General features: G+C 56.4%; 23 protein-coding genes. 5 read left to right on the plus strand and 18 right to left on the minus strand.

Annotation, left to right across the window (positions count from 1 at the left end; translation table 11 throughout):
• Window positions 1-46: 46 nt before the first annotated feature.
• The gene (gene uvrA, locus V6940_RS20225; RefSeq protein WP_333497080.1) at window positions 47-2,872 is read left to right on the plus strand and encodes an excinuclease ABC subunit UvrA; all 2,826 of its coding nucleotides are present in this window, start codon (window positions 47-49) and stop codon (window positions 2,870-2,872) included.
• Here uvrA and V6940_RS20230 read toward each other — a convergent pair whose 3' ends face one another.
• The 5 genes from V6940_RS20230 to dnaB all read right to left on the minus strand — a co-directional run bounded on the left by V6940_RS20230 (window position 2,873) and on the right by dnaB (window position 8,276).
• Window positions 2,873-3,226, minus strand: coding sequence for an MmcQ/YjbR family DNA-binding protein (locus V6940_RS20230; RefSeq protein WP_333497114.1), 354 nt, complete (start codon window positions 3,224-3,226; stop codon window positions 2,873-2,875).
• Window positions 3,227-3,451: 225 nt separating this feature from the next.
• Complete coding sequence (gene aphA, locus V6940_RS20235; RefSeq protein WP_185668458.1) at window positions 3,452-4,165, minus strand: acid phosphatase AphA; 714 nt, start codon at window positions 4,163-4,165, stop codon at window positions 3,452-3,454.
• A gap of 199 nt (window positions 4,166-4,364) precedes the next feature.
• The gene (tyrB, locus tag V6940_RS20240) at window positions 4,365-5,558 is read right to left on the minus strand and encodes an aromatic amino acid transaminase (protein WP_333497081.1); all 1,194 of its coding nucleotides are present in this window, start codon (window positions 5,556-5,558) and stop codon (window positions 4,365-4,367) included.
• Window positions 5,559-5,743: 185 nt separating this feature from the next.
• Window positions 5,744-6,823, minus strand: a complete 1,080-nt coding sequence (gene alr / locus V6940_RS20245; protein WP_333497082.1) for an alanine racemase — start codon at window positions 6,821-6,823, stop codon at window positions 5,744-5,746.
• Window positions 6,824-6,860: 37 nt separating this feature from the next.
• The gene (gene dnaB / locus V6940_RS20250) at window positions 6,861-8,276 is read right to left on the minus strand and encodes a replicative DNA helicase (RefSeq protein ID WP_333497083.1); all 1,416 of its coding nucleotides are present in this window, start codon (window positions 8,274-8,276) and stop codon (window positions 6,861-6,863) included.
• A gap of 89 nt (window positions 8,277-8,365) precedes the next feature.
• On the opposite strand from dnaB, the gene V6940_RS20255 reads away from it, so the two are divergent.
• Window positions 8,366-9,349: a quinone oxidoreductase gene (locus V6940_RS20255; RefSeq protein WP_333497084.1), complete on the plus strand. Its 984-nt coding sequence runs from the start codon at window positions 8,366-8,368 to the stop codon at window positions 9,347-9,349.
• Window positions 9,350-9,521: 172 nt separating this feature from the next.
• Here the strand turns inward: V6940_RS20255 and pspG are convergent, their stop codons facing one another.
• The 4 genes from pspG to V6940_RS20275 form a co-directional block, all read right to left on the minus strand.
• Window positions 9,522-9,761 carry an envelope stress response protein PspG gene (gene pspG / locus V6940_RS20260; RefSeq protein WP_333497085.1) on the minus strand — a complete coding sequence of 80 codons (240 nt, stop codon included), beginning with the start codon at window positions 9,759-9,761 and terminating at the stop codon, window positions 9,522-9,524.
• Window positions 9,762-9,900: 139 nt separating this feature from the next.
• Window positions 9,901-10,899, minus strand: coding sequence for a tRNA dihydrouridine(20/20a) synthase DusA (dusA, locus tag V6940_RS20265; protein ID WP_333497086.1), 999 nt, complete (start codon window positions 10,897-10,899; stop codon window positions 9,901-9,903).
• Window positions 10,900-11,072: 173 nt separating this feature from the next.
• Window positions 11,073-12,320: a conjugal transfer protein TraF gene (locus tag V6940_RS20270; RefSeq protein WP_333497087.1), complete on the minus strand. Its 1,248-nt coding sequence runs from the start codon at window positions 12,318-12,320 to the stop codon at window positions 11,073-11,075.
• A 171-nt stretch (window positions 12,321-12,491) separates the two neighbouring features.
• A complete protein-coding gene (locus tag V6940_RS20275; protein WP_333497115.1) occupies window positions 12,492-12,980 on the minus strand; it encodes a cupin domain-containing protein in 489 nt (162 codons plus the stop codon).
• A 126-nt stretch (window positions 12,981-13,106) separates the two neighbouring features.
• Between V6940_RS20275 and zur the strand changes: the two genes are divergently transcribed.
• Window positions 13,107-13,622, plus strand: coding sequence for a zinc uptake transcriptional repressor Zur (zur, locus tag V6940_RS20280; protein WP_035897338.1), 516 nt, complete (start codon window positions 13,107-13,109; stop codon window positions 13,620-13,622).
• Between the two features lie 55 nt (window positions 13,623-13,677).
• Here zur and V6940_RS20285 read toward each other — a convergent pair whose 3' ends face one another.
• The 4 genes from V6940_RS20285 to V6940_RS20300 form a co-directional block, all read right to left on the minus strand.
• Window positions 13,678-13,887, minus strand: coding sequence for a CsbD family protein (locus V6940_RS20285; protein ID WP_035897337.1), 210 nt, complete (start codon window positions 13,885-13,887; stop codon window positions 13,678-13,680).
• Between the two features lie 136 nt (window positions 13,888-14,023).
• On the minus strand, window positions 14,024-15,343 hold the full coding sequence (gene dinF, locus V6940_RS20290; protein WP_220440476.1) for an MATE family efflux transporter DinF: 1,320 nt from the start codon (window positions 15,341-15,343) through the stop codon (window positions 14,024-14,026).
• Window positions 15,344-15,411: 68 nt separating this feature from the next.
• Window positions 15,412-16,020, minus strand: a complete 609-nt coding sequence (lexA, locus tag V6940_RS20295) for a transcriptional repressor LexA (protein ID WP_035897335.1) — start codon at window positions 16,018-16,020, stop codon at window positions 15,412-15,414.
• Window positions 16,021-16,119: 99 nt separating this feature from the next.
• The gene (locus V6940_RS20300; protein WP_333497088.1) at window positions 16,120-16,488 is read right to left on the minus strand and encodes a diacylglycerol kinase; all 369 of its coding nucleotides are present in this window, start codon (window positions 16,486-16,488) and stop codon (window positions 16,120-16,122) included.
• A gap of 128 nt (window positions 16,489-16,616) precedes the next feature.
• Between V6940_RS20300 and plsB the strand changes: the two genes are divergently transcribed.
• Window positions 16,617-19,046 carry a glycerol-3-phosphate 1-O-acyltransferase PlsB gene (gene plsB, locus V6940_RS20305; protein ID WP_333497089.1) on the plus strand — a complete coding sequence of 810 codons (2,430 nt, stop codon included), beginning with the start codon at window positions 16,617-16,619 and terminating at the stop codon, window positions 19,044-19,046.
• 94 nt (window positions 19,047-19,140) lie between these two features.
• Here plsB and ubiA read toward each other — a convergent pair whose 3' ends face one another.
• The 5 genes from ubiA to malK form a co-directional block, all read right to left on the minus strand.
• On the minus strand, window positions 19,141-20,013 hold the full coding sequence (gene ubiA, locus V6940_RS20310; RefSeq protein ID WP_333497090.1) for a 4-hydroxybenzoate octaprenyltransferase: 873 nt from the start codon (window positions 20,011-20,013) through the stop codon (window positions 19,141-19,143).
• Window positions 20,014-20,027: 14 nt separating this feature from the next.
• Complete coding sequence (gene ubiC, locus V6940_RS20315) at window positions 20,028-20,525, minus strand: chorismate lyase (protein ID WP_333497091.1); 498 nt, start codon at window positions 20,523-20,525, stop codon at window positions 20,028-20,030.
• A 198-nt stretch (window positions 20,526-20,723) separates the two neighbouring features.
• Entirely contained in the window at window positions 20,724-21,668 is a 945-nt protein-coding gene (malM, locus tag V6940_RS20320) for a maltose operon protein MalM (RefSeq protein WP_333497092.1), read from the minus strand.
• Between the two features lie 115 nt (window positions 21,669-21,783).
• The gene (locus V6940_RS20325) at window positions 21,784-23,109 is read right to left on the minus strand and encodes a maltoporin (protein WP_333497093.1); all 1,326 of its coding nucleotides are present in this window, start codon (window positions 23,107-23,109) and stop codon (window positions 21,784-21,786) included.
• Between the two features lie 101 nt (window positions 23,110-23,210).
• Complete coding sequence (gene malK, locus V6940_RS20330) at window positions 23,211-24,320, minus strand: maltose/maltodextrin ABC transporter ATP-binding protein MalK (protein WP_333497094.1); 1,110 nt, start codon at window positions 24,318-24,320, stop codon at window positions 23,211-23,213.
• A 371-nt stretch (window positions 24,321-24,691) separates the two neighbouring features.
• Between malK and malE the strand changes: the two genes are divergently transcribed.
• Window positions 24,692-25,882, plus strand: coding sequence for a maltose/maltodextrin ABC transporter substrate-binding protein MalE (gene malE, locus V6940_RS20335; RefSeq protein WP_185668442.1), 1,191 nt, complete (start codon window positions 24,692-24,694; stop codon window positions 25,880-25,882).
• The last annotated feature ends 91 nt before the right edge of the window (window positions 25,883-25,973 follow it).

The following is a 25,973-nucleotide window of genomic DNA, read 5'->3' on the forward strand; positions in this document are numbered from 1 at the left end:
CTAACAAACCAGGCAATCCGTGTATCTCCTCTACCGGGAAAGGTGAATGGATAAGATCGAAGTTCGGGGCGCCCGCACCCATAATCTCAAAAATATCAACCTCGTCATCCCTCGCGACAAACTGATTGTTGTGACCGGGCTGTCCGGGTCTGGCAAATCCTCACTGGCTTTTGACACCCTTTACGCCGAGGGGCAGCGTCGCTATGTAGAATCGCTTTCTGCCTATGCGCGCCAGTTCCTGTCGCTGATGGAAAAGCCGGATGTCGATCATATTGAAGGGCTGTCGCCTGCGATTTCTATCGAGCAGAAGTCGACGTCACACAACCCGCGTTCGACGGTCGGTACCATTACCGAAATTCACGACTACCTGCGTCTGCTCTATGCTCGTGTTGGTGAGCCACGCTGCCCGGATCACGATGTGCCGCTGGCAGCGCAAACCGTCAGCCAGATGGTCGATAACGTGCTGTCGCAGCCGGAAGGTAAACGCCTGATGCTGCTGGCCCCGATCATCAAAGAACGTAAGGGTGAGCACACCAAAACGCTGGAAAACCTGGCAAGCCAGGGCTATATCCGCGCGCGTATCGACGGCGAAGTTTGCGATCTGTCGGATCCACCGAAGCTGGAGCTGCAGAAGAAACACACCATCGAAGTGGTGATTGACCGCTTTAAAGTGCGCGATGACCTGACGCAGCGTCTGGCGGAATCGTTTGAAACCGCGCTGGAGCTCTCCGGCGGCACGGCGGTGGTCGCCGATATGGACGACCCGAAAGCGGAAGAGCTGCTGTTCTCCGCCAACTTCGCCTGCCCGATTTGCGGCTACAGCATGCGCGAGCTTGAGCCACGTCTGTTCTCGTTCAACAACCCGGCAGGCGCGTGCCCAACCTGTGACGGCCTGGGCGTGCAGCAGTATTTCGACCCTGACCGCGTGATCCAAAATCCAGAACTGTCGCTGGCCGGCGGCGCGATTCGCGGCTGGGATCGTCGTAACTTCTATTACTTCCAGATGCTGAAGTCACTGGCAGAACACTACGAATTCGACGTTGAAGCGCCGTGGGAGAGCCTTGATGCCGCCGCGCAGAAAGCGATTCTCTACGGCTCTGGCAAAGAGTCGATTGAATTCAAATACATCAATGACCGTGGCGATACCTCCGTGCGTCGCCATCCGTTCGAAGGCGTGTTGCACAACATGGAGCGCCGCTATAAAGAGACGGAATCCAGCGCGGTGCGCGAGGAGCTGGCAAAGTTCATCAGCAACCGTCCATGCGCGAGCTGCGACGGCACCCGTCTGCGTCGCGAAGCGCGTCACGTCTACGTTGAAAATACACCGCTGCCGACTATCTCAGATATGAGCATCGGTCACGCGATGGACTTCTTCAATAACCTGAAGCTCTCCGGCCAGCGCGCGCAAATTGCAGAAAAAGTACTGAAAGAGATCGGTGACCGTCTGAAGTTCCTGGTCAACGTCGGCCTGAACTATCTGACGCTTTCCCGCTCCGCAGAGACCCTCTCCGGCGGCGAGGCGCAGCGTATCCGTCTGGCAAGCCAGATTGGCGCGGGGCTGGTTGGCGTGATGTACGTGCTGGATGAGCCGTCCATCGGCCTGCACCAGCGCGACAACGAACGTCTGCTCGGCACGCTGATTCACCTGCGTAACCTTGGCAATACGGTGATTGTGGTAGAACACGACGAAGACGCCATTCGCGCTGCCGACCACGTTATCGACATTGGCCCTGGTGCCGGTGTTCACGGTGGCCAGGTGGTGGCTGAAGGGACGCTGGACGACATTATGGCGGTGCCAGAGTCGTTAACCGGGCAGTTCATGAGCGGCAAACGCAAAATTGAAGTGCCGAAAAACCGCGTACCGGCAAACCCGGAAAAAGTCCTCAAGCTGACGGGCGCCTCGGGTAACAACCTGAAAGACGTCACCCTGACGCTGCCGGTTGGTCTGTTTACCTGCATCACCGGCGTTTCCGGTTCCGGTAAATCGACGCTGATTAACGACACGCTGTTCCCGATTGCCCAGACCCAGTTAAACGGCGCGACCATCGCTGAACCGGCGCCGTACCGCGACGTTCAGGGGCTGGAACATTTCGATAAAGTTATCGATATCGACCAGAGCCCAATTGGCCGTACCCCGCGTTCCAACCCGGCAACCTACACCGGCGTCTTTACGCCAGTACGTGAGCTGTTTGCGGGCGTGCCGGAATCGCGTTCACGCGGCTATACGCCAGGCCGTTTCAGCTTTAACGTGCGCGGCGGTCGCTGCGAAGCCTGTCAGGGTGATGGCGTAATCAAAGTCGAAATGCACTTCCTGCCGGATATCTACGTGCCGTGCGACCAGTGCAAAGGCAAACGCTATAACCGCGAAACGCTGGAGATTAAGTACAAGGGCAAGACTATCCACGAAGTGCTGGATATGACCATTGAAGAGGCGCGTGAGTTCTTCGATGCCGTTCCAGCACTGGCGCGTAAGCTGCAAACGCTGATGGACGTTGGCCTGACCTACATCCGCCTCGGCCAGTCGGCAACCACGCTTTCCGGCGGGGAAGCCCAGCGCGTGAAGCTGGCGCGCGAGCTGTCAAAACGCGGCACCGGTCAAACGCTCTATATTCTGGACGAGCCGACCACCGGCCTGCATTTTGCCGACATCCAGCAACTGCTGGAAGTGCTGCATCAGCTCAGAGATCAAGGCAACACCATTGTGGTTATCGAGCACAACCTGGACGTGATTAAGACCGCGGACTGGATTGTCGATCTCGGTCCGGAAGGCGGCAGCGGCGGCGGTGAAATCCTCGTTTCCGGTACGCCAGAAACGGTGGCTAACTGCGAAACCTCGCACACGGCACGCTTCCTGAAGCCTCTGCTGGGTTAATCACGAGTACATCTGCTGTCGGAGCGTTTCCGGCAGCAGATCCACCGCCAGCTGATACGACGCATCCACCAGATAGTAAATTTGTGAGCCTGGCAGCGAGCCGTCCAGGTACACGGTGCTCCAGTGCGCTTTGTTGAGATGGCGACTTGGGCGAACGTCTTTATGCTGCTGGCGCAGCAGTTCTGCCAGTGCAGGGCTGGTTTTCAGCGACACCGCCGGGCGGTCTTCGACATCCTTCACCATCGCGAACAGCACGTCGGCCACTTTAATTTGTGTTGCTTTCCAGTCGCTGTGTACGCTCTGTTCCGCGCCACGCTTCGCCATGCAGTACTGCAGAAGATCCGAACTGGTCATCATTTTATACTCCTCAGTCTCGCAAACCACGTTGTGCAAAAAAGCATCATCTCAGTGTGCAACAAGACGCCGAAAGGATAAACCTTTCAGCGCCTGATTTTGACTAAAAAAGCATCATTTATTGGTGCGAATTGTAGGCCGGATAAGCAAAGCATCATCCGGCAGCATAGAGCAGATTGCCGGATGGTGGCGTAAACGCCTTATCCGGCCTACAACGGTTTGCCGTTAGTACTCGGAGTTAACGATCACTTCTTCGTTAAACGCACCGGCCTGCGGCAGCGGGCGGTAGGTCGAGTTAGAGGCGCGCAGGACGCGGATACCGCGGGCTCCCACTTCACGCGCTGCGGTGATGTCGTTATCGGAATCACCGTAGAACACCCTGATGTTCTTCTCTTTCAGCCACTGGGTCTTGGTGTTCTGACCCGGCTCATCACCGGCAAAAATAACCGGGTTCATGTTCGCGCCAGGGATCAGGAAATCATCCTGCAGCGTTTTGGAGACGGTTTCGGTTTTGGTCTGGCTACGACCGGTGACGAAGTAGATGCTATCGCCGCGCTTCACGTGCATCGCAATCAGCGAACGCGCCACTTCTTTCGGGATGCTGAACGCGTCCCAGCCGTTATTCATTTTTTCCCAGAACTCAGGGTTCTTCAGGTAGTCCTGGCTGTCCGGAGAGTAGGTTCTTTGCCCGCGCCAGAAGCCTGGGCTTGAGAACAGGACGGTGTCGTCGATATCAAAACCGACCGCCATTGGCGGATGGCCCATCAGGCTGTTTTCAATTTGCGCCACGGAAACCCAGTGGATAGGAGCCTGTTCGGCCAGCTTCGCAACGTCGGTGCCTGGATAGATTGGAGAAGGTGACGAGGCGTGAGCCGTCACCGAAGCATTCAGTGCAAATAACAAGCAGACGGCACTGAGAGCTTGCGTGATCTTGCGCATGTTTTCCCTTAATTCGTCGAGTCGTTATTGTAATAAAGTGAGTGTTGCTTCAAATAAAAGCACTGCGACCTTACCGTCTGAGGGATACGATTGAAAGGTTTATCTCAGAATAATCCTGAAAAAAGTAAGGGGATCACAGTTTAGTGCTTTGAAAGGACGCTGGCTCAGAATATACCTCCGAGCCAGCGTGAGCACTTACTTACATCACTGCCGCAAATGCTTTTGCCACACGCTGCACGTTACGGCTGTTGAGGCCTGCCACGCACATACGACCGCTGGCAATCAGGTAGACACCAAACTCATCGCGCAGACGATCGACCTGTGCGGCGCTCAGGCCGGTGTAGCTGAACATCCCACGCTGTTTGAGCAGATAGTCGAAGTTACCGTTCGGCATTTCTTCTTTCAGCACGTTCACCAGCGCCTGACGCATGTCCAGAATGCGGGTGCGCATCCCTTCCACTTCTGCCAGCCAGTTGGCTTTCAGCTCGGCATCGCCAAGCACGGCGGCCACAATCTGCGCGCCGAAGTTCGGCGGGCTGGAGTAGTTGCGGCGTACGGTCGCTTTCAACTGACCCAGTACGCGCAGCGCGGTATCGTTATCTTCGCAGATAATCGACAGGCCGCCGACGCGTTCGCCGTACAGGGAGAAAATTTTGGAGAACGAGTTGCTGACCAGTGCCGGCAGGCCTGCGTCGGCAATCGCGCGGATCGCGTAGGCGTCGTCGTCCATGCCTGCGCCAAAGCCCTGATAGGCGATGTCGAGGAACGGAATCAGGTTACGGGCTTTCAGCACTTCCACCACGCCGTCCCACTGATCAGGCGTCAGATCTGCGCCGGTTGGGTTGTGGCAGCATGGATGCAGCAGCACGATGCTGCGCGCTGGCAGCGTGTTCAGCGTTTCCAGCAGCGCGTCGTAGCGCACGCCGTTGGTATCGTTGTCGAACCACGGATAAGTGCCGACCTTGAAGCCTGCGCCTTCAAAAATCGCGATATGGTTTTCCCAGGTTGGGTCGCTGACCCAGACGCCGGAATCCGGGAAGTAGCGCTTGAGGAAATCTGCACCCACTTTCAGCGCGCCGGAGCCGCCCAGCGTCTGGATGGTTGCTACGCGCTGCTGCTGGAGAACCGGGTGATCGGCGCCAAACAGCAGCGGAGCCACGGTATGGCGATAACTGTTCAGCCCTTCCATCGGCAGATACAGCGACGCACCGTGCGGCTGCGCGTTAAGGCGCGCTTCGGCCTCGGCCACCGCCTGAAGCTGCGGAATAATGCCGTCTTCGTTGTAGTACAGGCCGATGCTGAGGTTAACTTTGTCGCTGCGCGGATCTTCTTTAAAGCGTTCCATTAAAGAAAGGATAGGGTCGCCCGCATAGGCGTCAACTTTTTGAAACACGCGATGGTTCTCCAGGTTTACAGAAGGCAGGAAATAACACAATAAACCGGATGGGGAGGAAGGTCGAGCGGTAGTTGCGGTTGGTGAAAAGATTGCCGGATGGCGGCGTAAACGCCTTATCCGGCCTACGGTCAGTGCGCGATGTAGGCCGGATAAGCGTAAGCGCTATCCGGCGCACAGCATACTTAATCGATATACTTCATCGCCACCCGCGACGTCAGGCGCGTAATAAGTTCGTAAGCACTCACTTTTGTGATTTCGGCAATGCGTTCAACCGGCAGGCCATCGCCCCACATAATCACTTCATCGCCGGTTTTATCCGCAGCATTCGGGCCCAAATCAACGCAGACCATATCCATCGCCACGCGGCCCACAATCGGCACTTCGCGGCCATTGACCAGCACAGGCGTACCGGACGGTGCCGCACGCGGGTAACCGTCGCCATAGCCCATCGCGACCACGCCAAGGCGGGTATCACGTTCGCTGACCCAGGTGCCGCCGTAGCCAACCGGTTCACCGGCTTTATGCTCGCGCACGGCAATCAGACTGGAGGTCAGCGACATCACCGGCTGCATGCCGAAGTCCGGGCCCCACGGCTTCTGCTCCAGCGGAGAGACGCCGTAGAGAATGATACCAGGGCGCGCCCAGTCAAAGTGCGACTGCGGCCACAGCAGAATGCCGCCGGATGCCGCGATAGAACGCAGGCCCGGCTTGCCGTCAGTAAAGGCGGTGAAAATAGCGAGCTGTTTTTCCGTTGCGCCGCATTCCGGTTCATCGGCGCGAGCAAAGTGGCTGACCACGTTAACCGGCTGACGCACGTTTTTGCACTGGCTCAGGCGCTGATAGAACGCATCGGCATCTTCCGGAAGTACGCCCAGACGGTGCATGCCGGTGTCGAGCTTCATCCACACGGTGACCGGCTCGCTGATGTCAGCGGTTTCCAGCGCTTCAAGCTGTTCGATGTTATGTACGGCGGTATGCAGATGCTGCGCGGCAATCGTCGGCAGGTCGGTCGCATTAAAGAAGCCTTCCAGCAGCAGGATCGGCTGGGTAATGCCGCCCTCACGCAGGCGCAGCGCCTCTTCAAGACGGGCAACGCCAAAAGCATCGGCGTCGGGGAGCGTTCGCGCGGTCTCAAGGAGGCCGTGTCCGTAAGCGTTCGCTTTCACCACCGCAACCAGCTTGCTGGCAGGTGCCAGTTCACGCAGACGTTGCAGGTTGTGTCGCAGAGCGCGGCGGTTAATGACTACAGTTGCCGCTTGCATTTGTGTTCCTTGATAAGTGTTTGCTGATTCAGTGTCGTTATTCGTCGTCGTACTGCGGGCCAGCGTAGTTATCGAAGCGCGACCATTGACCGTTAAACGTCAGGCGTACCGTGCCGATCGGGCCGTTACGCTGTTTACCGATAATAATCTCGGCGATGCCTTTTAAGTCACTGTTTTCGTGATAAACCTCATCACGGTAGATGAACATGATTAAGTCGGCATCCTGCTCGATGGAGCCGGATTCACGCAGGTCGGAGTTGACCGGGCGTTTGTCCGCACGCTGTTCCAGAGAGCGGTTAAGCTGCGACAGCGCCACCACCGGCACGTGCAGCTCTTTGGCTAACGCTTTGAGCGAGCGGGAAATTTCGGCGATCTCCAGCGTACGGTTGTCGGAAAGCGACGGCACGCGCATCAACTGAAGGTAGTCGATCATGATAAGGCCGATGCCGCCGTGTTCACGGGCAATACGGCGCGCGCGGGAACGCACTTCCGTCGGCGTCAGGCCGGAGGAGTCATCGATATAGATATTTCGTTTTTCCAGCAGGATACCCATGGTGCCGGAGATACGCGCCCAGTCTTCGTCATCGAGCTGGCCAGTACGAATACGGGTCTGGTCAACGCGCGATAGCGATGCCAGAGAACGCATCATAATCTGTTCGGAGGGCATCTCGAGACTGAAGATCAGTACTGGTTTATCCTGCAACATCGCTGCGTTTTCGACGAGGTTCATCGCAAAAGTGGTTTTACCCATCGACGGACGCGCCGCCACGATGATCAGGTCCGATGGCTGTAAACCGGCGGTTTTCTTGTTGAGGTCGTCATAGCCGGTGTTTACCCCGGTGACGCCGTCATGCGGCTGCTGGAAAAGCTGTTCGATGCGCGCGACGGTAGCGTCGAGCACTTCGGTAATATTTTTCGGGCCTTCGTCTTTGTTGGCGCGGCTTTCAGCGATTTTAAAGACGCGGGACTCCGCGAGATCCAGCAGGTCTTCACTGGTGCGTCCCTGCGGGTCAAAACCGGCTTCGGCAATCTCGTTAGCGACCGCGATCATTTCACGGACAACGGCACGTTCGCGGACGATATCGGCATAGGCGCTAATGTTTGCCGCACTTGGCGTGTTTTTAGAGAGTTCTGCCAGATAAGCAAACCCGCCGACGCTATCCAGTTGCCCCTGACGCTCCAGCGATTCCGCGAGCGTGATCAGGTCAATCGGGCTGCCGCCTTCCTGCAAACGCCCCATCTCCGTGAAGATATGACGGTGCGGGCGGGTATAGAAATCTTCCGCCACCACGCGCTCGGCGACGTCGTCCCAGCGCTCGTTATCCAGCATTAACCCGCCCAACACCGACTGTTCCGCTTCAATCGAGTGCGGCGGTACTTTCAGCCCGTCTACCTGAAAATCGCGGACGCGAGGTTCGGTTTGCGGTTTGTTGAAGGGTTTATTTGATGCCATAGTGAATGGTATTACCGAGATAAAGAGTGGGTCGAAAGATTACCATATTATATCACTTTTGACCCAGCCCAAATGAGACTGGAGGAACCATGGCAACCCGCATTGAATTTAGCAAACACGGCGGCCCGGAAGTGCTGAATGCCGTCGAATTCACCCCATCCGCCCCTGGCGAAAACGAAGTTCAGGTGGAAAACAAGGCCATCGGTATCAACTATATCGACACCTACATTCGCAGCGGGCTGTACCCACCGCCGTCAATGCCGAGCGGTTTAGGCACCGAAGCGGCGGGCGTGGTCAGCCAGGTCGGCAGCAACGTGAAGCACATCAAGGCGGGCGATCGCGTGGTCTACGCGCAGTCCGGGCTTGGCGCTTACAGCTCGGTGCATAACGTTCCAGCGGATAAGGTCGCCCTGCTTCCAGCGGCAATCTCCTATGAGCAGGCCGCCGCCTCGTTCCTCAAAGGCTTAACCGTCTTCTATCTGCTGCGCAAAACCTACGAAATCAAACCCGGTGAAGCATTCCTGTTCCATGCTGCTGCAGGCGGCGTGGGGCTAATTGCCTGCCAGTGGGCGAAAGCATTAGGGGCGAAGCTTATCGGCACCGTCGGCAGCGCAGAGAAGGCGCAGCGTGCACTTCAGGCTGGCGCCTGGCAGGTGATTAACTATCGCGATGAAAATATCGCCGAGCGCGTCAAAGAAATTACCGGTGGCAAAAAACTGTCGGTGGTGTACGACTCGGTGGGGAAAGATACCTGGGAAGCATCGCTGGACTGCTTAAAGCGCCGCGGGCTGATGGTCAGCTTCGGTAACTCTTCCGGCCCGGTCACCGGGGTTAACCTCGGCATTCTTAATCAAAAAGGCTCACTGTTCGCCACCCGACCTTCCCTGAACGGCTACATTACCAACTATGACGAGCTGAAAGAGGCCAGCCACGAGCTGTTCTCACTGATTGCGAGCGGCATTATCAAAGTGGACGTGGCGGAGAGTCAGAAGTACCCGCTGAAGGACGCGCGACGCGCGCATGAGATTCTGGAGAGCCGGGCGACGCAGGGTTCAAGCCTGCTGATTCCATAGCGGTTGTATCGCACAAAAGACTAGGGCTTCCCGGAGGAAGCCCTTTCTTTTTTTAGTTCGGCTGTATGTAGGGTACAGCTCGATGAATTCGTTAACGACGGCAATAGTGACAGATTTATTACTCAAATCCTATGGGGTTTTATGCAAAATTATTGAGGTTGTGACGAGTACCTCAATACCTCCGATAATTGCCGCGATACGGCCGTTCTTTCGGTGAATTAATCGCCCGGATAATCCACACCACCGCGACCGCGAGGATCAGCCACGGCAGTAACTTAATCATAATCGCAAACAGCCCGCCGACGAACATGATTACGGTGGCCACCACCAGCGCGGCAATAATGCCGAGCAGTGAAATCCCGGTGACCAGCAGCATCACAAAAAATCCAATCACAAATAACAGTTCCAGCATGGTGGTTCTCCCAGAATTCAAACATCGCTGTCTGAACTATTACAAAAACCGTGCCAAAACTAACTTATTGATTATCAATAAAAACGCCCCGCAACGTTGTGCAGGGCGTGGTGAATTTGACCAGGATTTAGTGAAAAAATTAACGCTTATTGGCCACCAGCTGTAACGCGTGTTCCAGTACGTTGATATCGGCACCGGCTTTATGGGCGTTCTCGCTCAGGTAGCGACGCCACTGACGTGCGCCAGGAATGCCCTGGAACAGGCCCAGCATATGACGGGTGATGTGGCCCAGATAGGTGCCGTTGCTCAGCTCGCGCTCGATGTACGGATACATGGCGCGCACCACCGCGATAGGGTCGGCGTCAACATCGGTGGCGCCAAAGATTTCACGGTCGACCGAGGCCAGAATCCCTGGGTTCTGATAGGCTTCACGGCCCACCATCACGCCGTCCATATGTTCCAGATGCGCTTTAGCCTCTTCCAGCGACTTAATACCGCCGTTGATCGACATGGTCAGGTGCGGGAAATCACGCTTGAGCTGGTAGACGCGCGGGTAGTCCAGCGGTGGAATTTCGCGGTTCTCTTTCGGGCTTAAACCGGAGAGCCAGGCTTTTCGGGCGTGAATAATAAACATCTCGCACTCGCCTCGGCCGGAGACCGTGTCGATAAAATCGCAGAGGAATTCGTAGCTGTCCTGGTCGTCGATACCAATACGGGTTTTGACCGTCACCGGGATAGAGACCACATCGCGCATCGCTTTGACACAATCCGCCACCAGCTGCGCATTGCCCATCAGGCAGGCGCCAAACATGCCGTTCTGCACGCGGTCGGACGGGCAGCCAACGTTGAGGTTAATTTCATCGTAGCCGCGCTCTTGCGCCAGCTTCGCGCAGTGTGCCAGCGCCGCTGGGTCGCTGCCGCCAAGCTGCAGCGCAATCGGATGCTCTTCTTCGCTATAGGCCAGATAGTCGCCCTTGCCATGAATAATCGCCCCGGTGGTCACCATCTCGGTATACAGCAGCGTGTGCTGCGACAGCAGGCGCAGGAAGTAGCGGCAGTGTCTGTCGGTCCAGTCGAGCATCGGCGCGATGGAGAAACGGTGAGCGGGGAAAGCAGGAGTCGAAGTTTCTGACAACATGGCGATTATTTAAGCATCCGGAAAAATGGGGCGCTACTATAGCATAAAGCTTGAGCAGAGACGTACTGCCGGAGGAGAATCCCCGGCGGCGCTTCGCTTGGCCGGGCTACAGGTTAGCTGAAATTGTAGGCCTGATAAGCACAGCGCCATCAGGCCTACAGCCAGTGCGGGGTTTAGAACGCAACGCTCAACTGCGCCCCCGCACCCCAGGTTTGGTTTTCGCCATAAAGCCCCATCAGGTCAACGTGCACCCGGTTAAATGGCGCAAAGCCAACGCCGCCGGTAAAGACGTTGCTGTCGTTGTTCTTCACATCGGCACGATAGCCCGCGCGCACCGCCAGCCAGTCGAGCGGCCGCACTTCTGCGCCCACGCCAACGTACTGTGAGGCCTCCTCGCTTTTAAAGCCTTTGGTTTCGGTGAGATCGCCATCGGCGCTGAGGGTCAGCATATCGGTATGCCAGGCCACCCCGGCGGTCACCAGCGGGCGAATCTGGTAGGTATCGCGTACGCCATCGACCTCTTTGGTGTCGATATCGCGGGAGAACAGGTTTTGCCCGCTTAAGCCCACCGTCCAGTTATCGCCAACATCAGCGGCCAGACCGGCATCAACGTTGAAGCCGGTGTCGTCATTGCGATAGCGGCTGCTGTTGATATCGTCACTGCTGAAGTTGTAAATAGAGGTGGTGTAGTTATAGAGCCAGGTTTGCTGCAGCTTTGGCGTAATGCCCAGCGACACCGGCACGCCGCCGATATCAAACTGGCGCGCAATAGCCACGCCGTAGTCGCTGACGATCGCTGCGCGGCCGTAGCCTTTCGACTTAAGATCCTGAGTACTCGCACCGGCCGCATTAAGAGGATTCGACTGAATGCTGCGCAGAAGCGCAATATCCCCTTGATCGATATACGAACTGACCCTCGCCCTTGCATTCGCTTTCGCCACGAAAGCCACGTTCAGCGTATCGTTAGGAATACTGACGGCTAGCCCAGCACCGGCTTTCCCGCTGGCGGTTTTTCCTTTCAGCGAGGAGAGTTGATTCGCCAGATCGCCTGCCGCTGCTGATATCTGGCGGGAGACAGGGCTGTTCGGAATGAAGAGCTGGCTAAGATCACTCGTGCTCAGCACCCGCCGGTAGTTGTTCACATCATCACTGATATCGTCAATTTTGCTGCGCAGATCGTCCTTATCGGAAATCTGCGCACCAATGGTCGGCACAATCAGCGTGATATCATCATCCGGCTTCGCCTTCGCCAGCAGCGCCGGGTTGATGAGTACGCCGCTGCCATAATTCGCAGAAGCCACCCCCGTGCCGCCCATCGCGTCGTTACGCGCCTCCGTCCAGCCATTTGCCGCCCCTGCCTGTCCCGCCACGAAAAAGGAGACAGCGACCCCCATTAGCGAAAATTTGTCTTTTTTATTCACAGTTTGCTCGTCTTATTGTCGGTAATGAAACAACCCCCACCCGTTATCACCCGGATGGAGACGAACTGTTGCTGTGAATAGCGGGGAAAAAAGCGGTGTGTTCCCCTAACTGAAATTTCCTGCGGTTATCGTTATTTTTAATAAGCACCCTAATCTTTATAGAAGATGCGGCTAATTTCGCCCAGGTTTTCCGTCGTGAGGGCCGAAAAACTGCGGCGGGTGATCGACCCAGCGATCCTCACGCGTCACGGCATACGAGGCGTTCAGCGGGTAATAGATACGGTTGTGTTTTTTGTTCGCCTCCCCCACCACCAGCAGTCGAACCTCTTCGGAGGTGTTGTTGATAAAGGTATGGCAAACACCGGTTCCGGCAGGAAAGCCGACGCTATCTCCCGGCTGCAGCTTCCACAGATAGCCGTTGATCCACGCCTGTGGGTAGCCCTCCAGCACGTAGATAAACTCCTCTTCGTCGCTCTCGGCATGCGGGTATGAGGTGCGGCGACCTGGCGGCAGTCGTTCGTGGTGAATACCGAGATGCCGCAGTCCCAGTGCACGGGCCAGCGGCGCGCCAATAGCAAAAAGCTCGCTGCTGTCGGGGTAAGTGGAGTCATCTGGTCCTTCAACATCATGCCAATGGCGAATGCAATCGGGTCTTTTCATCATTTTTCATCCTGAGTGTGAAGTACGCCTGCTATAACACACCTATAGCACACCTGCGGAAACTCGGCGTTTCCGGCATAACATGATAAAGTAGGGGTTTGTTTCACCCGTAACCCGAGGACGCCAATGGATAAGACCACTACGCAAGAACTGTTAGCGCAGGCTGAAAAGCTGTGTGCGCAACGCGGCGTGCGCCTGACTCCGCAACGTCTGGAAGTGTTGCGTCTGATGAGTCTTCAGGAAGGGGCGATTAGCGCCTACGACCTGCTTGACCTGCTGCGCGTTAAAGAGCCGCAGGCTAAACCGCCGACGGTTTATCGCGCGCTGGAGTTTTTGCTCGAACAAGGCTTCGTGCATAAGGTCGAATCAGCCAACAGCTACGTGCTCTGTCACCTGTTCGATCAGCCAACCCACACCTCCGCCATGTTTATCTGCGATCGCTGCGGCGTGGTGAAAGAAGAGTGTGCGGAAGGGGTAGAAGACATCATGCATGCGCTGGCGGCCAAAATGGGCTTTGCCCTGCGTCACAACGTGATTGAAGCACACGGGCTGTGTTCAGCCTGCGTGGAAGTGGAAGCGTGCAGCGCGCATGAACACTGTCATCACGACCATACCATTCAGATTAAGAAGAAATCCCGCTAGCAGGCGCTAAACAAGGGGAGCGTACTTCCTTGTACGCACGGGCAGGAGGACGTTATTACCAGCGGTGGTTGTGGCGTTTGTCCCAGCTATCCACCTCTTTCTCGGCCTGATCTTTCGCGTAACCGTAGCGTTCCTGAATTTTACCGACCAGCTGATCGCGTTTGCCTTCGATCACCGTCATATCATCATCGGTCAGTTTGCCCCATTGCTCTTTCACTTTACCTTTAACCTGTTTCCAGTTACCGCCGACTTCGTCTTTATTCATCATCGAATCCTCGATCGTCAGTGAGTGAATAGCAAAACCGATGCTTCAGGAAAGACATCTTTTTCGCTAAGCGTGAGGTTAATTGTAGTCAGTCATTCTGAGGTCATTTCATTATTCGGAATCTTTAACCATTTCGTCAGGCAAACCAGCTGTTGTTTTTCCAGTGGCGACGCCAGATAAAAGCCAGCGACAGCCCGCGTAGCGCAAGGAATACGGCGAGCGCCAGCCACAGTCCGTGGTTGCCGAGCAGCGGCAGCGCCAGCATGGTGAGCGCAAACCCTGCGGCGGCCACCGCCATGCTGTTACGCATCTCCGCGCCGCGAGTGGCGCCGATAAACATCCCGTCCAGCAGATAGCACCACACGCCAATCACCGGCAGCACCGCCTGCCAGAGCACATAGCGGTCGGCAAGCTGCTGTAGCTCAGGCAGCGACGTCAGCAGCGCCACAATATGTTCGCCCAGAAGGGCGTAAATCAGCGCAAACGCCAGCGCCACGACGCCCGCCTGGCGGCATGCTGCGCGCCAGACCTCCAGCAGCTTGCTGCCGTCGCGCGCGCCATAGGCCTGCCCGGAATGGGCTTCCACCGCGTAGGCAAAACCGTCCAGCGCATAGGCGGTGAAGGTCAGCATGGTCATCAACACCGCGTTCACCGCCACCACTTCGCTGCCAAGGCGGGCACCGAAGACGGTCACCGCGCCGAAGCAGAGCTGGAGCAGCAACGAGCGCAGCATGATGTCGCGGTTGAGCGCCAGCAGGCGGCGAAAATCGCCCTGCCAGGCCGTTTTCAGCATCGCCCACGAAATCCCGCGCATCACCAGCACCTTGCGCGCCATCCCCAGCCCCACCAGCAGCGTGGCATATTCGGCAATCGCCGTTGCCAGCGCCGCCCCCTGCACGTTCATGTGCAGCCCCATCACCAGCCACAGGTCGAGCACAATATTCAGTACGTTCCCCACCACCAGCAGCACGACCGGCGCACGGGCGTACTGCACGCCCAGCAGCCAGCCAAGCAGCACCAGGTTCGCCAGCGATGCGGGGGCACTGAGCCAGCGGATATCAAGGAAGCGCCGCGCTTGCTCCAGCACTTCGCCGCTGCCGCCCACGATGGAGAGCGCCAGGTTAATCAGCGGCGTTTTGAAAAGAATAATCAGCAGACCGGCGCCCAGCGCCAGCATAAGCGGCTGCACCAGCGCGCGGGCCAGCGCTTGCGGGTTCTTCGCGCCAAACGCCTGCGCCGTGAGCCCGGTAGTGCTCATGCGCAAAAACAGCAGCAGCATAAACAGGAAGCTGGTTGCCGTGGCGCCAATCGCTACGCCGCCCAGATAGACGGGACTATCGAGATGGCCGATAACGGCGGTGTCGACCAGGCCCAGCAACGGCACGGTAATGTTGGAGAAGATCATCGGCAGCGCAAGGCGCCACAGCGCCTTATCGGCGTGAGTAAGTAGCGGCATGAGTTTTGACCAGAACGAAAAAAGGCTGCGATAGCGGAAGTATCGCAGCCATTAGAATGGGGGGAGAGTTACAGCCACTCGCCGTTGCGGATAACGCCAACGGCCAGCCCTTCGATGGAGAAATTCTGCTGACGCAGATCGACCACGATAGGTTTAAATTCGCTGTTTTCTGGCAGCAGTTCGACGACGTTACCCTGTTTTTTCAGGCGTTTCACCGTCACTTCTTCGTCGATACGCGCGACCACAACCTGGCCGTTACGTACGTCCTGGGTTTTATGCACGGCAAGCAGGTCGCCATCCATAATACCGATGTCTTTCATCGACATACCGCTGACGCGCAGCAGGAAGTCTGCGCTCGGTTTAAACAACGAGGGATCAACCTGATAGTGACCTTCGATGTGCTGCTGCGCCAGCAGCGGTTCGCCCGCCGCGACGCGGCCTACCAGCGGCAGGCCCTCTTCTTCTTCTACCAGCAGGCGGATACCACGAGAAGCGCCTGAAACAATCTCAAGGACGCCTTTACGTGCCAGCGCTTTCAGGTGCTCTTCAGCTGCGTTCGGGGAACGGAACCCCAAGCGCTGAGCAATTTCCGCACGCGTTGGCGGCATGCCCGTCTGGCTGATGTGATCCCGAATGAGATCAAACACCTCTTGCTGCCTGGTCGTTAACGCTTTCATTCCGCCCCCTGGGTGTATATACAGTTATGCTGTGAGTATATACAGCTACTGCCTATTTTGGAACCATAAAACTCACGAAATCAGGCAGTTTTCACGACTTTAGTGAAAATGAGACCACAGCAGCGTCACCCAGGTGAACACCGCCACGAAAATAGACAGCAGAACCGCCGCCGAACCCATGTCTTTCGCCCGGCCGGAGAGTTCGTGATAATCAGAGCCGATACGGTCAACGACCGCTTCCAGTGCACTATTGAGAATTTCCACTATCATCACCAAAAGGACGGATCCGATGAGCAGGACACGGGTAATGGCATCGACATCCAGCCAGCAGGCGATAATAATCGCGATAACAGAGGCAACCCCTTCCTGGCGGAACGCCGCTTCATTGATCCACGCCGCGCGGAATCCTTTCCAGGAATAGCCCGCAGCTTTGATGATTCGGGTAATCCCAGTGGTATTATTGGCCATCTCAAGAACCTTTTTCGTTTTTACGTCAATGACAATGCTTGTTATGAGGCGGTAGAACAGAAATTTCACCGACTTTCTGATATTCTTGCCGCGCATTTGCATGATTAACCAGAGGCTTTACATCGTTTATGTCCGGCTGGCCACGAATTTACTACAAATTACTGAATTTACCATTAAGTGTTCTGGTAAAGAGCAAGTCTATTCCGGCACAACCTGCCCAGGAATTGGGGCTTGATACGTCGCGCCCTATTATGTACGTCCTGCCTTATAACTCTAAGGCTGACTTGCTGACGCTGCGCGCTCAGTGCCTGGCGCACGATTTACCCGATCCGCTTGAACCGCTTGAGATCGACGGTACGCTGCTGCCGCGCTACGTCTTTATCCACGGCGGCCCGCGCGTGTTCACCTACTACACGCCGAAAGAAGAGTCGATCAAACTGTTCCACGACTATCTCGACTTGCACCGCAGCAATCCTGACCTGGATGTGCAAATGGTGCCGGTATCGGTGATGTTTGGTCGTTCGCCGGGTCGTGAGAAAGGCGAAGTGAACCCACCGCTGCGCATGCTAAACGGCTTCCAGAAGTTCTTTGCCGTCTCCTGGCTTGGTCGCGACAGCTTTGTCCGCTTCTCGCCTTCCGTCTCTCTGCGCCGCATGGCTGACGAACACGGTACCGATAAAACTATCGCTCAGAAACTGGCCCGCGTCGCGCGTATGCACTTTGCCCGCCAGCGTCTGGCGGCGGTCGGCCCGCGTCTGCCTGCACGTCACGACCTGTTCAAGAAGCTGCTGGCGTCGAAAGCTATCGCTAAAGCGGTGGAAGATGAAGCGCGTAGCAAGAAAATTTCCCACGAGAAAGCGCAGCAGAACGCTATTGCGCTGATGGAAGAGATCGCCGCGAACTTCTCCTACGAGATGATTCGTCTGACCGACCGCATCCTCAGCTTCACCTGGAACCGTTTGTACCAGGGCATTAACGTTCACAACGCCGAGCGTGTACGCCAGCTGGCGCACGACGGGCATGAAATCGTCTATGTGCCGTGTCACCGCAGCCACATGGACTACCTGCTGCTCTCTTACGTGCTCTATCACCAGGGGCTGGTGCCGCCGCACATTGCTGCCGGTATCAACCTGAACTTCTGGCCAGCAGGCCCGATTTTCCGCCGCCTGGGCGCCTTCTTTATTCGTCGTACCTTTAAGGGCAACAAGCTCTACTCCACCGTGTTCCGCGAATACCTTGGCGAGCTGTTCAGCCGCGGTTATTCCGTAGAGTACTTCGTGGAAGGCGGGCGTTCCCGTACCGGTCGTCTGCTGGATCCGAAAACCGGCACCCTGTCGATGACCATTCAGGCGATGCTGCGCGGCGGTTCCCGTCCTATCACTTTAGTGCCGATTTACATCGGCTACGAACACGTGATGGAAGTGGGCACCTACGCGAAAGAACTGCGCGGTGCGACCAAAGAGAAAGAGAGCCTGCCGCAGATGCTGCGAGGCTTGAGCAAGCTGCGTAATCTGGGCCAGGGCTACGTCAACTTCGGCGAACCGATGCCGCTGATGACCTACCTGAACCACCATGTGCCGGAGTGGCGCGAGTCTATCGACCCAATCGAAGCCGTGCGTCCTGCCTGGCTGACGCCGACCGTCAACAAGATGGCGGCCGAGCTGATGGTGCGTATCAACAACGCAGGCGCGGCAAACGCCATGAACCTGTGCTGTACCGCGCTGCTGGCTTCACGTCAGCGTTCACTGACCCGCGAGCAGCTGACTCAGCAGCTGGATTGCTATCTGGCGCTGCTGCGTAACGCACCGTATGCACCTGATGCGACGGCTCCAACGTCTTCTGCCAGCGAGCTTATCGATCACGCGCTACAGATGAATAAGTTCGAAGTCGAGAAGGACACCATTGGCGACATCATCATTCTGCCGCGCGAGCAGGCGGTGCTGATGACCTACTACCGCAACAACATCGCACATATGCTGATCATGCCGTCGCTGCTGGCGTCAATTATGACCCAGCATCGTGAGATTTCCCGCGAGCAGGTGCTGAGCATTATCGATACGCTGTATCCGATGCTGAAAGCCGAGCTGTTCCTGCGCTGGGATCGCGCGGAGCTGCCAGCGGTTATCGATACGCTGATTGCTGAGATGGTTCGTCAGGAGATGCTGACCGAGCACAACGGCGAGCTGCGTATCAACGCTTCCCACTCCCGCACCCTGCAACTGCTGGCTGCCGGTGCACGTGAGACATTGCAGCGTTATGCGATCACCTTCTGGTTGCTGAGCGGCAACCCGTCGATGAACCGTAGCACGCTGGAGAAAGAGAGCCGCACGCTGGCTCAGCGTCTCTCCGTCCTTCACGGTATCAACTCACCGGAGTTCTTCGATAAAGCGGTGTTCTCTTCTCTGGTGTTAACTCTGCGCGATGAAGGCTATATCAGCGACAGCGGTGACGCCGAGCCGGAAGAGACGATGAAGGTGTACCAGATGATGGCAAACCTGATTACCTCGGACGTACGCTTGACGATTGAGAGCGTGACGCAGGAAGAGGCGGCACAGTAAAAACAAAAATCCCCGGCTGAGACCGGGGATTTTTTTAGGTTCTGATTTTGTAGGCCGGATAAGGCGTTCACGCCGCCATCCGGCAATGCCTGAATCATAACTGCCAGTAACTCATCGCCAGGCCAATAAACAGCACCAGCCCCACGTAGTTATTATTCAGAAACGCCTGGAAGCATGGCCCGCGTTCGCGGTGGCGAATCAGCTTCTGCTGGTAAACGAACAGTGCACCAGCAATCAGGATTGACCAGTAAAACTCCCAGTGCAGACCGTTCAGCCAGCCGATAAGCGCCATCAGGCCCAGCACGCACGCCTGCAGAATACCGATAATCAGGCGGTCGTTATCGCCGAACAGAATCGCCGTCGATTTAATACCGATTTTCACATCGTCGTCGCGATCAACCATCGCGTACTGCGTGTCGTAGGCTACCGCCCACAGAATGTTAGCCAGCAACATCAGCCAGCAGCTCAGCGGCAGCGTTTCGCTGACGGCGGAAAAGGCCATCGGGATCGACCAGCCAAACGCCGCGCCTAGCACCACCTGCGGCAGATGGGTATAGCGCTTCATAAACGGGTAGACCCACGCCAATGCCAGCGCGGCAATCGACAGCAGGATAGTCATGGTGTTGAGGGTCAGCACCAGTATGAAGGAGAGCAGCACCAGCACGATAAACAACGTACGCGCTTCTTTCTCCGTCACCGCGCCGCTTGGCAGCGGCCGGTTAGCGGTGCGCTTTACGTGACCGTCAAATTTGCGATCCGCATAGTCATTCACCACGCAGCCCGCGGCGCGCATCAGCCAGACGCCAGCGACAAACACCGCCAGAATCCACAGCGGCGGTACGCCTGGGGAAGCTACCCACAGCGCCCACAGCGTCGGCCACAGCAGCAATAGCGCGCCAATCGGTTTGTCCGTACGCATGAGTCGATGGTAAGCAAGCAGCTTATTCGACCTAAGACTCCACTCCATTTTTCTTCTTCCTCTTAGTACAGCGGCGATGCGGGTAAAAAAAGCTCCGTCAGCAGCAGCGGTTTGCCGCTCAGACGCAGGCGGGAACGTCGCCCCCACAGCGCATCATGACACCCTATTTCGATAAAATCCCGGGTCAACGTCGATGACGTAAACAGATAGCGCCCGAGCGGCGTTTGCCCCAGTTGCTGTAGCGCCAGTTCCGGGCCGCACAGCGTCGACTCCGGCACCACGGTACGCCCGGCAAGCCAGGGTTCGTCGCCCACGCACAATAATATTTCTCGCAGCCAATAGCGAGGTTCATCCGGCAGCAAATGCTGCTCGCCTTCCAGCGCATCACGGGGGACAAAGGCTTCGTTCAGCAGCGTGACGCTAACGGGTTTCCCGAATTGCTCAAACCGTTTGGTCATGGAATCTTCCAGCATCAGCCAGTCGCGCTGTGCCGATTCAAGCGGGGGGATAACGTCAAAATAGCGCAGCGCGCGAAGCTGCGTCAGTGCAGAGTGCGACATGCCTGTCTCTCCAATACATAACTTCTGGCTATTGTATCGCAGAACACAACGGGAGGGGGTGCAGGAATGGTCAAATACGATCATTAGCGCAACAGCAGTGCAACAGTTGGTTATTGCGCTAGAGGGGGTAGAAAAATGGCGTGCCCGGATGGGCACACCAAAAGGCTTCGCCTAAACATCGGCGCTGCGGGGTAAAGCTTACCCCTTGCCTTTTACAGCGCCGATAAAGGTGGAACGAGCAGATTTCGAGCCCAGGCGTTCGGCTTCATTCATCAGCTTCAGGGCTTTATCGATATCCCCTTTCGCTACCGCCTGTTTAATACCGTTGTTGAAGTAGGTTTCGGTGTCATCCAGCATTGGTTCTGCTTTGGCAGCCGGAGCCGCGACTGGGGCAACCACAGGAGCAGCCGCTGGCGCACTATAGGCCGGTGCGGCGGTGTTCCCCACGGTGACCGGTGCAGGGCCGGAGGAGCCAAACAGTGGGCCGACCAGCACGCTGGAGCTGCTGTTGGTTTTTACCTTCAGCTTCACGAGGCCGTCAGTGGTGTGTTTCGCCACCGGGTCTGGGATATCCGGTACCGCGTTGCCGGTGCCTTTGGCGTAGGCTTTAGCCGGATCCAGCAGCGTAGTGGTCTGCAGGAGATCTTTATCCGTGGTAAAGACCAGGACGTACAGCTTCTGCTGGCCTAAGGCTGGGGTCAGGCGCATAACGCCTTCCAGGCGGTCGGCGCTCATGACGCCCGGCGCCTGATAGGTAAAGTAGCTGCTTGGGAAGAAAGCAGAAGGCGTCATGTTCTGATCAAGAATCAGCACGTTCGGCGCAAAGACGTTGGTTTGTTTGTTCACTTCGCTGGTCAGCGTCAGCGTGAGTTCGCCAATATTGGCCGGCACGCTGTAGGCCACGACGTTACCGGTGATACCCGGTACATTCAGGCTCTGACCACCGGTAGAAATTTGGGTGGACTGCACTTTAGATTGATCAACCGGCGTCCAGGTCAGCTGCTGGAGGGCCGAGGTTGGGATAGTTGGCGCGGCGCTGGTGTTTTGCGGCACATAGTTGACGTCCGCAAGGCTGATACCCGGAACGCTCGCCAGCAATCCAGCGGATAAGCACAGAGCAACGAGACTTTTTTTCATTTTCATTATGATGACCTCAGAAATCGTCAGTCTAGCGGTAGCCAGGCAATAGCGCGCTAAACCTTACGGAACAGAGGGGCTTTCGCCCCTCGTCAGTTTATTGCTTCAGGTTAGTGCTGAATTACCACCAGATTTCCATCTGAGCACCGAAGGACCACTCATCGCTGTCGCCACGGCTGTAGGTTTTCGCGCTGGTATCTTTGTACGCGATACCGTTGTCGTAACCCCATTTCTCATCCCACTTCGCGTAGGTTGCGAACACACGGATTGCCGGACGGGACCAGATGCTGTCGCCAGCCTGCCACTGTTGTGCCAGGGTGATTTTGTACTGGTTGTTGGTGTCGCCGGTACGCTGAGATTTCACGTTGTCGTAGCCAACTTCCATCAGGGTGCTCATGATTGGCGTCCATTTGTACATAGGACGAACACCGACGGTCCACCACTTGGTGCCGTTGCCGTCATCACGGTCGATATTCTGGTACATACCGACGTACATCAGGTCAACGTTATCGCCCAGGGAGATTGCGCCATGGTCGAGAACACGCCACATGTCACCGTTGTTGTTGATGCTGTTGTTTGCAACACCCGTTTTACTGTCTTTATCGTAGTCGTTAAAGCTATAGGAGCCCTGAGACTGGCCTTTACCTTGAGTGGTCATTGCATCAGTTGCGTACTGAACCACAAACTTGTTGTAGCCTTTCAGCATGCTCTGGGTGTGTTCTGCAGTGAACATCCAGCCGTCTTTAGACGCGCCATCTACGAGGTTATAACCATCGGTGTAGTTCGCACGACCATAGTCAACGCCCAGCTCCAGCACGCCGTCCGGGTTGGTTTCCAGCCCAGCTAAACGGACGTCGAATACGTCGTTAGCGGTGTCTTTGTATTTGTTATAGGTATCGTTGCTGGTGAAGATGTAAGAACCGCCAGCCTCCTGAGAACGGGTTGCTGCCAGAGACAGTTTACCGAAGCCCAGGTCGATGTTTTCGATACCAGCACCAGGACCAGAAATATCCCAGTAGTAGAAGTCGATCATGTGAACGTCATGACGCTGGTAGAAGCGCTTACCGGCCCAGATGGTGGAGCCTGGCAGCCATTCGATCAGGTTTTTACCCTGGACGTTCGCTTCACGGAACGCTGGGTCAGTGGCTTCCCAGTCGTTCTGCTGTGCTACGGAGTAAGCCACGTTGGTGTCGAAGTAGAAGCTCTTATCGCCCTCTTTCCACACTTCCTGACCTAATTTAATTTCAGCATAGGTTTCACATTCGTTACCGAGACGGTATTTACTGCCGGCACCGGTTGCCTGGAAGCACTGTTGTTCACCGCCGCTGCCCGTCCAGCCAATGCCGGAACGCGCGTAACCATGGAAATCTACGGCCATTGCCTGAGCAGACATAATGCCTGCTGCGACGGCAACCGCCACGGGGAGTTTGCGCAGAGTAATCATCATTCTATCTCCTGAGATCATTGCTTTTCTTGAACATTCCACCCTTCTTGCCTTATCGCTGGCGACGTAAGAGCTTCATGCTTGTTTTGTTTTATGGGACTTCGTTAAACGCCTGGCTCTTTGTGCAGCCGACGACATGCTGTGCCATCTTCACGGAACAGATGGCAGCGCTCTGGCGGCAAGCCGATAGCGAATGTGGCTCCCTCTTCGACCAACACCACGTCGTTCTGGCGGTAAACCAGGTTTTGACGGATGGCAGGGATCTGGATATGAATTTGCGTTTCGTGACCAAGCTGCTCGACAACGTTGACCACCCCTTCCAGCGTCACATCGGCGATGTGGCTTGGCAGCAGGTGTTCCGGGCGAATGCCCAGCGACATGTTGGCGCCAACCTGAACGTTGTTACTCTCGACCGGTAGCCAGATCTGCTGACGGTTCGGCAGCTCGACCTGCACCTGGTCGATGGCGGTGGCGGTGACTTTGACCGGCAGGAAGTTCATCTTCGGTGAACCAATGAAGCCCGCAACGAAGCGGTCTGCCGGATAGTGATACAGTTCCAGAGGCTTCCCGACCTGGGCGACGCGACCGGCATCCAGCACCACGATTTTGTCGGCCAGCGTCATCGCTTCGACCTGATCGTGGGTGACGTAAATCATCGTGCGGCCTAAGCGTTTGTGCAGACGGGAGATTTCAATACGCATCTGAACGCGCAGCGCGGCGTCCAGGTTAGAAAGGGGTTCATCCAGCAGGAAGACGCGCGGCTCAGCCACCAGCGTACGGCCAATCGCCACGCGCTGGCGCTGACCGCCGGACAGGGCTTTCGGTTTACGTTCCAGAAGATGGGCTAACTGCAGCACTTCAGCGACCTGGGTCACGCGCTGGTTGATAATCTCTTTTTTGGCACCGGCCAGCTTCAGGCCAAAGGACATGTTTTCGGCGACGGACAGATGGGGATAAAGCGCGTAGGACTGGAACACCATGCCCACACCGCGTTCGGCAGGCGGGATCTCGTTCATGCGGGTTTCACCGATGAACAAATCACCGCTGGTGATGGTTTCGAGGCCCGCGATCATACGCAGCAACGTCGATTTACCGCAGCCGGATGGCCCGACAAACACCACGAACTCCCCTTCCTGGATGTCGAGGTTGATATCTTTTGATACCACCACGTCGCCCCAGGCTTTCGTTACATTGCGTAGCTGTACGTTCGCCATGCCCTTCTCCCTCGTTACAACTTGTCACCAACAGAAACATTCAAGATGGGCTGACTATGCCGTACACATCCATTCGGTGAATCCTCCACCCCCCCGGTTTTTTATGGGGGAGGAGACGGGAGGATGAGAAGGGACGCTCTGCCCCCGATGACATCTCATCAAAACGAAAATCGTGATGGGGCCTGCAAAAAACGGCGCTTTTTTTTGTGCGCCAAGACGCATAACGGAGATTTATGTTACGGAGATCACACTAAAGACCCCTAGGGCGTAGACTCCAGGAGGATGGAAAGGGGTTGCTAAAAAAGGAAACTCATCGACGTTAAACCACCTCTGTGTATCCACGAGTACATCACCTAGAAAGGACGGGATATATGAAAATTAAAACTGGCGCTCGCATCCTCGCGCTGTCCGCATTGACCACGATGATGTTTTCCGCCTCTGCCCTGGCAAAAATTGAAGAGGGAAAGCTGGTTATCTGGATCAACGGCGACAAAGGCTATAACGGCCTGGCCGAGGTAGGTAAGAAATTTGAGAAAGACACGGGGATCAAAGTCACCGTAGAACACCCGGATAAGCTGGAAGAAAAATTCCCGCAGGTTGCCGCGACTGGCGACGGCCCGGACATCATCTTCTGGGCGCATGACCGCTTTGGCGGTTACGCACAGTCTGGCCTGCTGGCAGAAGTCACCCCGGACAAAGCGTTCCAGGACAAACTCTACCCGTTCACCTGGGATGCCGTTCGCTACAACGGCAAGCTGATCGCTTACCCAATCGCGGTTGAAGCGCTGTCGCTGATTTACAACAAAGACCTCGTGCCAAATCCACCGAAAACCTGGGAAGAGATCCCAGCGCTGGATAAAACGCTGAAGGCCAAAGGCAAATCTGCGCTGATGTTCAACCTGCAAGAACCGTACTTCACCTGGCCGCTGATTGCTGCCGACGGTGGTTATGCGTTCAAGTTTGAAAACGGCAAGTATGACGTGAAAGACGTAGGCGTGGACAACGCTGGCGCGAAAGCGGGCCTGACCTTCCTGGTTGACCTTATCAAGAACAAACACATGAACGCGGATACCGATTACTCCATCGCGGAAGCAGCCTTCAACAAGGGCGAAACGGCGATGACCATCAACGGTCCGTGGGCGTGGTCAAACATCGACAAGAGCAAAGTTAACTACGGCGTCACGCTGCTGCCAACCTTCAAAGGCAAGCCGTCTAAACCGTTCGTTGGCGTGCTGAGCGCCGGTATCAACGCGGCGAGCCCGAACAAAGAGCTGGCGAAAGAGTTCCTCGAAAACTACCTGCTGACCGACCAGGGTCTGGAAGAAGTGAACAAGGACAAACCGCTGGGCGCCGTTGCGCTGAAATCCTTCCAGGATACCTTAGCGAAAGATCCACGAATCGCGGCCACCATGGATAACGCCCAGAAAGGCGAAATCATGCCGAACATCCCACAGATGTCTGCATTCTGGTATGCCGTTCGTACCGCTGTTATCAACGCCGCAAGCGGTCGTCAGACCGTCGATGCTGCGCTGAAGGACGCGCAGGGTCGTATCACCAAGTAATGTTTTTATCCCCTCTCCCTCAGGGAGAGGGTTAGGGTGAGGGTTGTGTTGCAACATCCGCCCTCACCCCGACCCTCTCCCCCAGGAGAGG

The organism is Kluyvera sp. CHPC 1.251 (assembly GCF_036759945.1).
GTDB classification, from domain to species: domain Bacteria; phylum Pseudomonadota; class Gammaproteobacteria; order Enterobacterales; family Enterobacteriaceae; genus Kluyvera; species Kluyvera sichuanensis.

What these genes read in the sequence shown, in the direction of transcription:
- V6940_RS20325 (WP_333497093.1), bottom strand. Translation starts at nt 23,109, where the DNA reads ATGATGATTACTCTGCGCAAACTCCCCGTGGCGGTTGCCGTCGCAGCA.
- dnaB (WP_333497083.1), bottom strand. Translation starts at nt 8,276, where the DNA reads ATGGCATCAAATAAACCCTTCAACAAACCGCAAACCGAACCTCGCGTC.
- malM (WP_333497092.1), bottom strand. Translation starts at nt 21,668, where the DNA reads ATGAAAATGAAAAAAAGTCTCGTTGCTCTGTGCTTATCCGCTGGATTG.
- lexA (WP_035897335.1), bottom strand. Translation starts at nt 16,020, where the DNA reads ATGAAAGCGTTAACGACCAGGCAGCAAGAGGTGTTTGATCTCATTCGG.
- pspG (WP_333497085.1), bottom strand. Translation starts at nt 9,761, where the DNA reads ATGCTGGAACTGTTATTTGTGATTGGATTTTTTGTGATGCTGCTGGTC.
- ubiC (WP_333497091.1), bottom strand. Translation starts at nt 20,525, where the DNA reads ATGTCGCACTCTGCACTGACGCAGCTTCGCGCGCTGCGCTATTTTGAC.
- V6940_RS20275 (WP_333497115.1), bottom strand. Translation starts at nt 12,980, where the DNA reads ATGAAAAGACCCGATTGCATTCGCCATTGGCATGATGTTGAAGGACCA.
- dinF (WP_220440476.1), bottom strand. Translation starts at nt 15,343, where the DNA reads ATGCCGCTACTTACTCACGCCGATAAGGCGCTGTGGCGCCTTGCGCTG.
- plsB (WP_333497089.1), top strand. Translation starts at nt 16,617, where the DNA reads ATGTCCGGCTGGCCACGAATTTACTACAAATTACTGAATTTACCATTA.
- V6940_RS20255 (WP_333497084.1), top strand. Translation starts at nt 8,366, where the DNA reads ATGGCAACCCGCATTGAATTTAGCAAACACGGCGGCCCGGAAGTGCTG.
- malK (WP_333497094.1), bottom strand. Translation starts at nt 24,320, where the DNA reads ATGGCGAACGTACAGCTACGCAATGTAACGAAAGCCTGGGGCGACGTG.
- malE (WP_185668442.1), top strand. Translation starts at nt 24,692, where the DNA reads ATGAAAATTAAAACTGGCGCTCGCATCCTCGCGCTGTCCGCATTGACC.
- ubiA (WP_333497090.1), bottom strand. Translation starts at nt 20,013, where the DNA reads ATGGAGTGGAGTCTTAGGTCGAATAAGCTGCTTGCTTACCATCGACTC.
- uvrA (WP_333497080.1), top strand. Translation starts at nt 47, where the DNA reads ATGGATAAGATCGAAGTTCGGGGCGCCCGCACCCATAATCTCAAAAAT.
- alr (WP_333497082.1), bottom strand. Translation starts at nt 6,823, where the DNA reads ATGCAAGCGGCAACTGTAGTCATTAACCGCCGCGCTCTGCGACACAAC.
- V6940_RS20300 (WP_333497088.1), bottom strand. Translation starts at nt 16,488, where the DNA reads ATGGCCAATAATACCACTGGGATTACCCGAATCATCAAAGCTGCGGGC.
- zur (WP_035897338.1), top strand. Translation starts at nt 13,107, where the DNA reads ATGGATAAGACCACTACGCAAGAACTGTTAGCGCAGGCTGAAAAGCTG.
- V6940_RS20285 (WP_035897337.1), bottom strand. Translation starts at nt 13,887, where the DNA reads ATGAATAAAGACGAAGTCGGCGGTAACTGGAAACAGGTTAAAGGTAAA.
- V6940_RS20230 (WP_333497114.1), bottom strand. Translation starts at nt 3,226, where the DNA reads ATGACCAGTTCGGATCTTCTGCAGTACTGCATGGCGAAGCGTGGCGCG.
- aphA (WP_185668458.1), bottom strand. Translation starts at nt 4,165, where the DNA reads ATGCGCAAGATCACGCAAGCTCTCAGTGCCGTCTGCTTGTTATTTGCA.
- dusA (WP_333497086.1), bottom strand. Translation starts at nt 10,899, where the DNA reads ATGTTGTCAGAAACTTCGACTCCTGCTTTCCCCGCTCACCGTTTCTCC.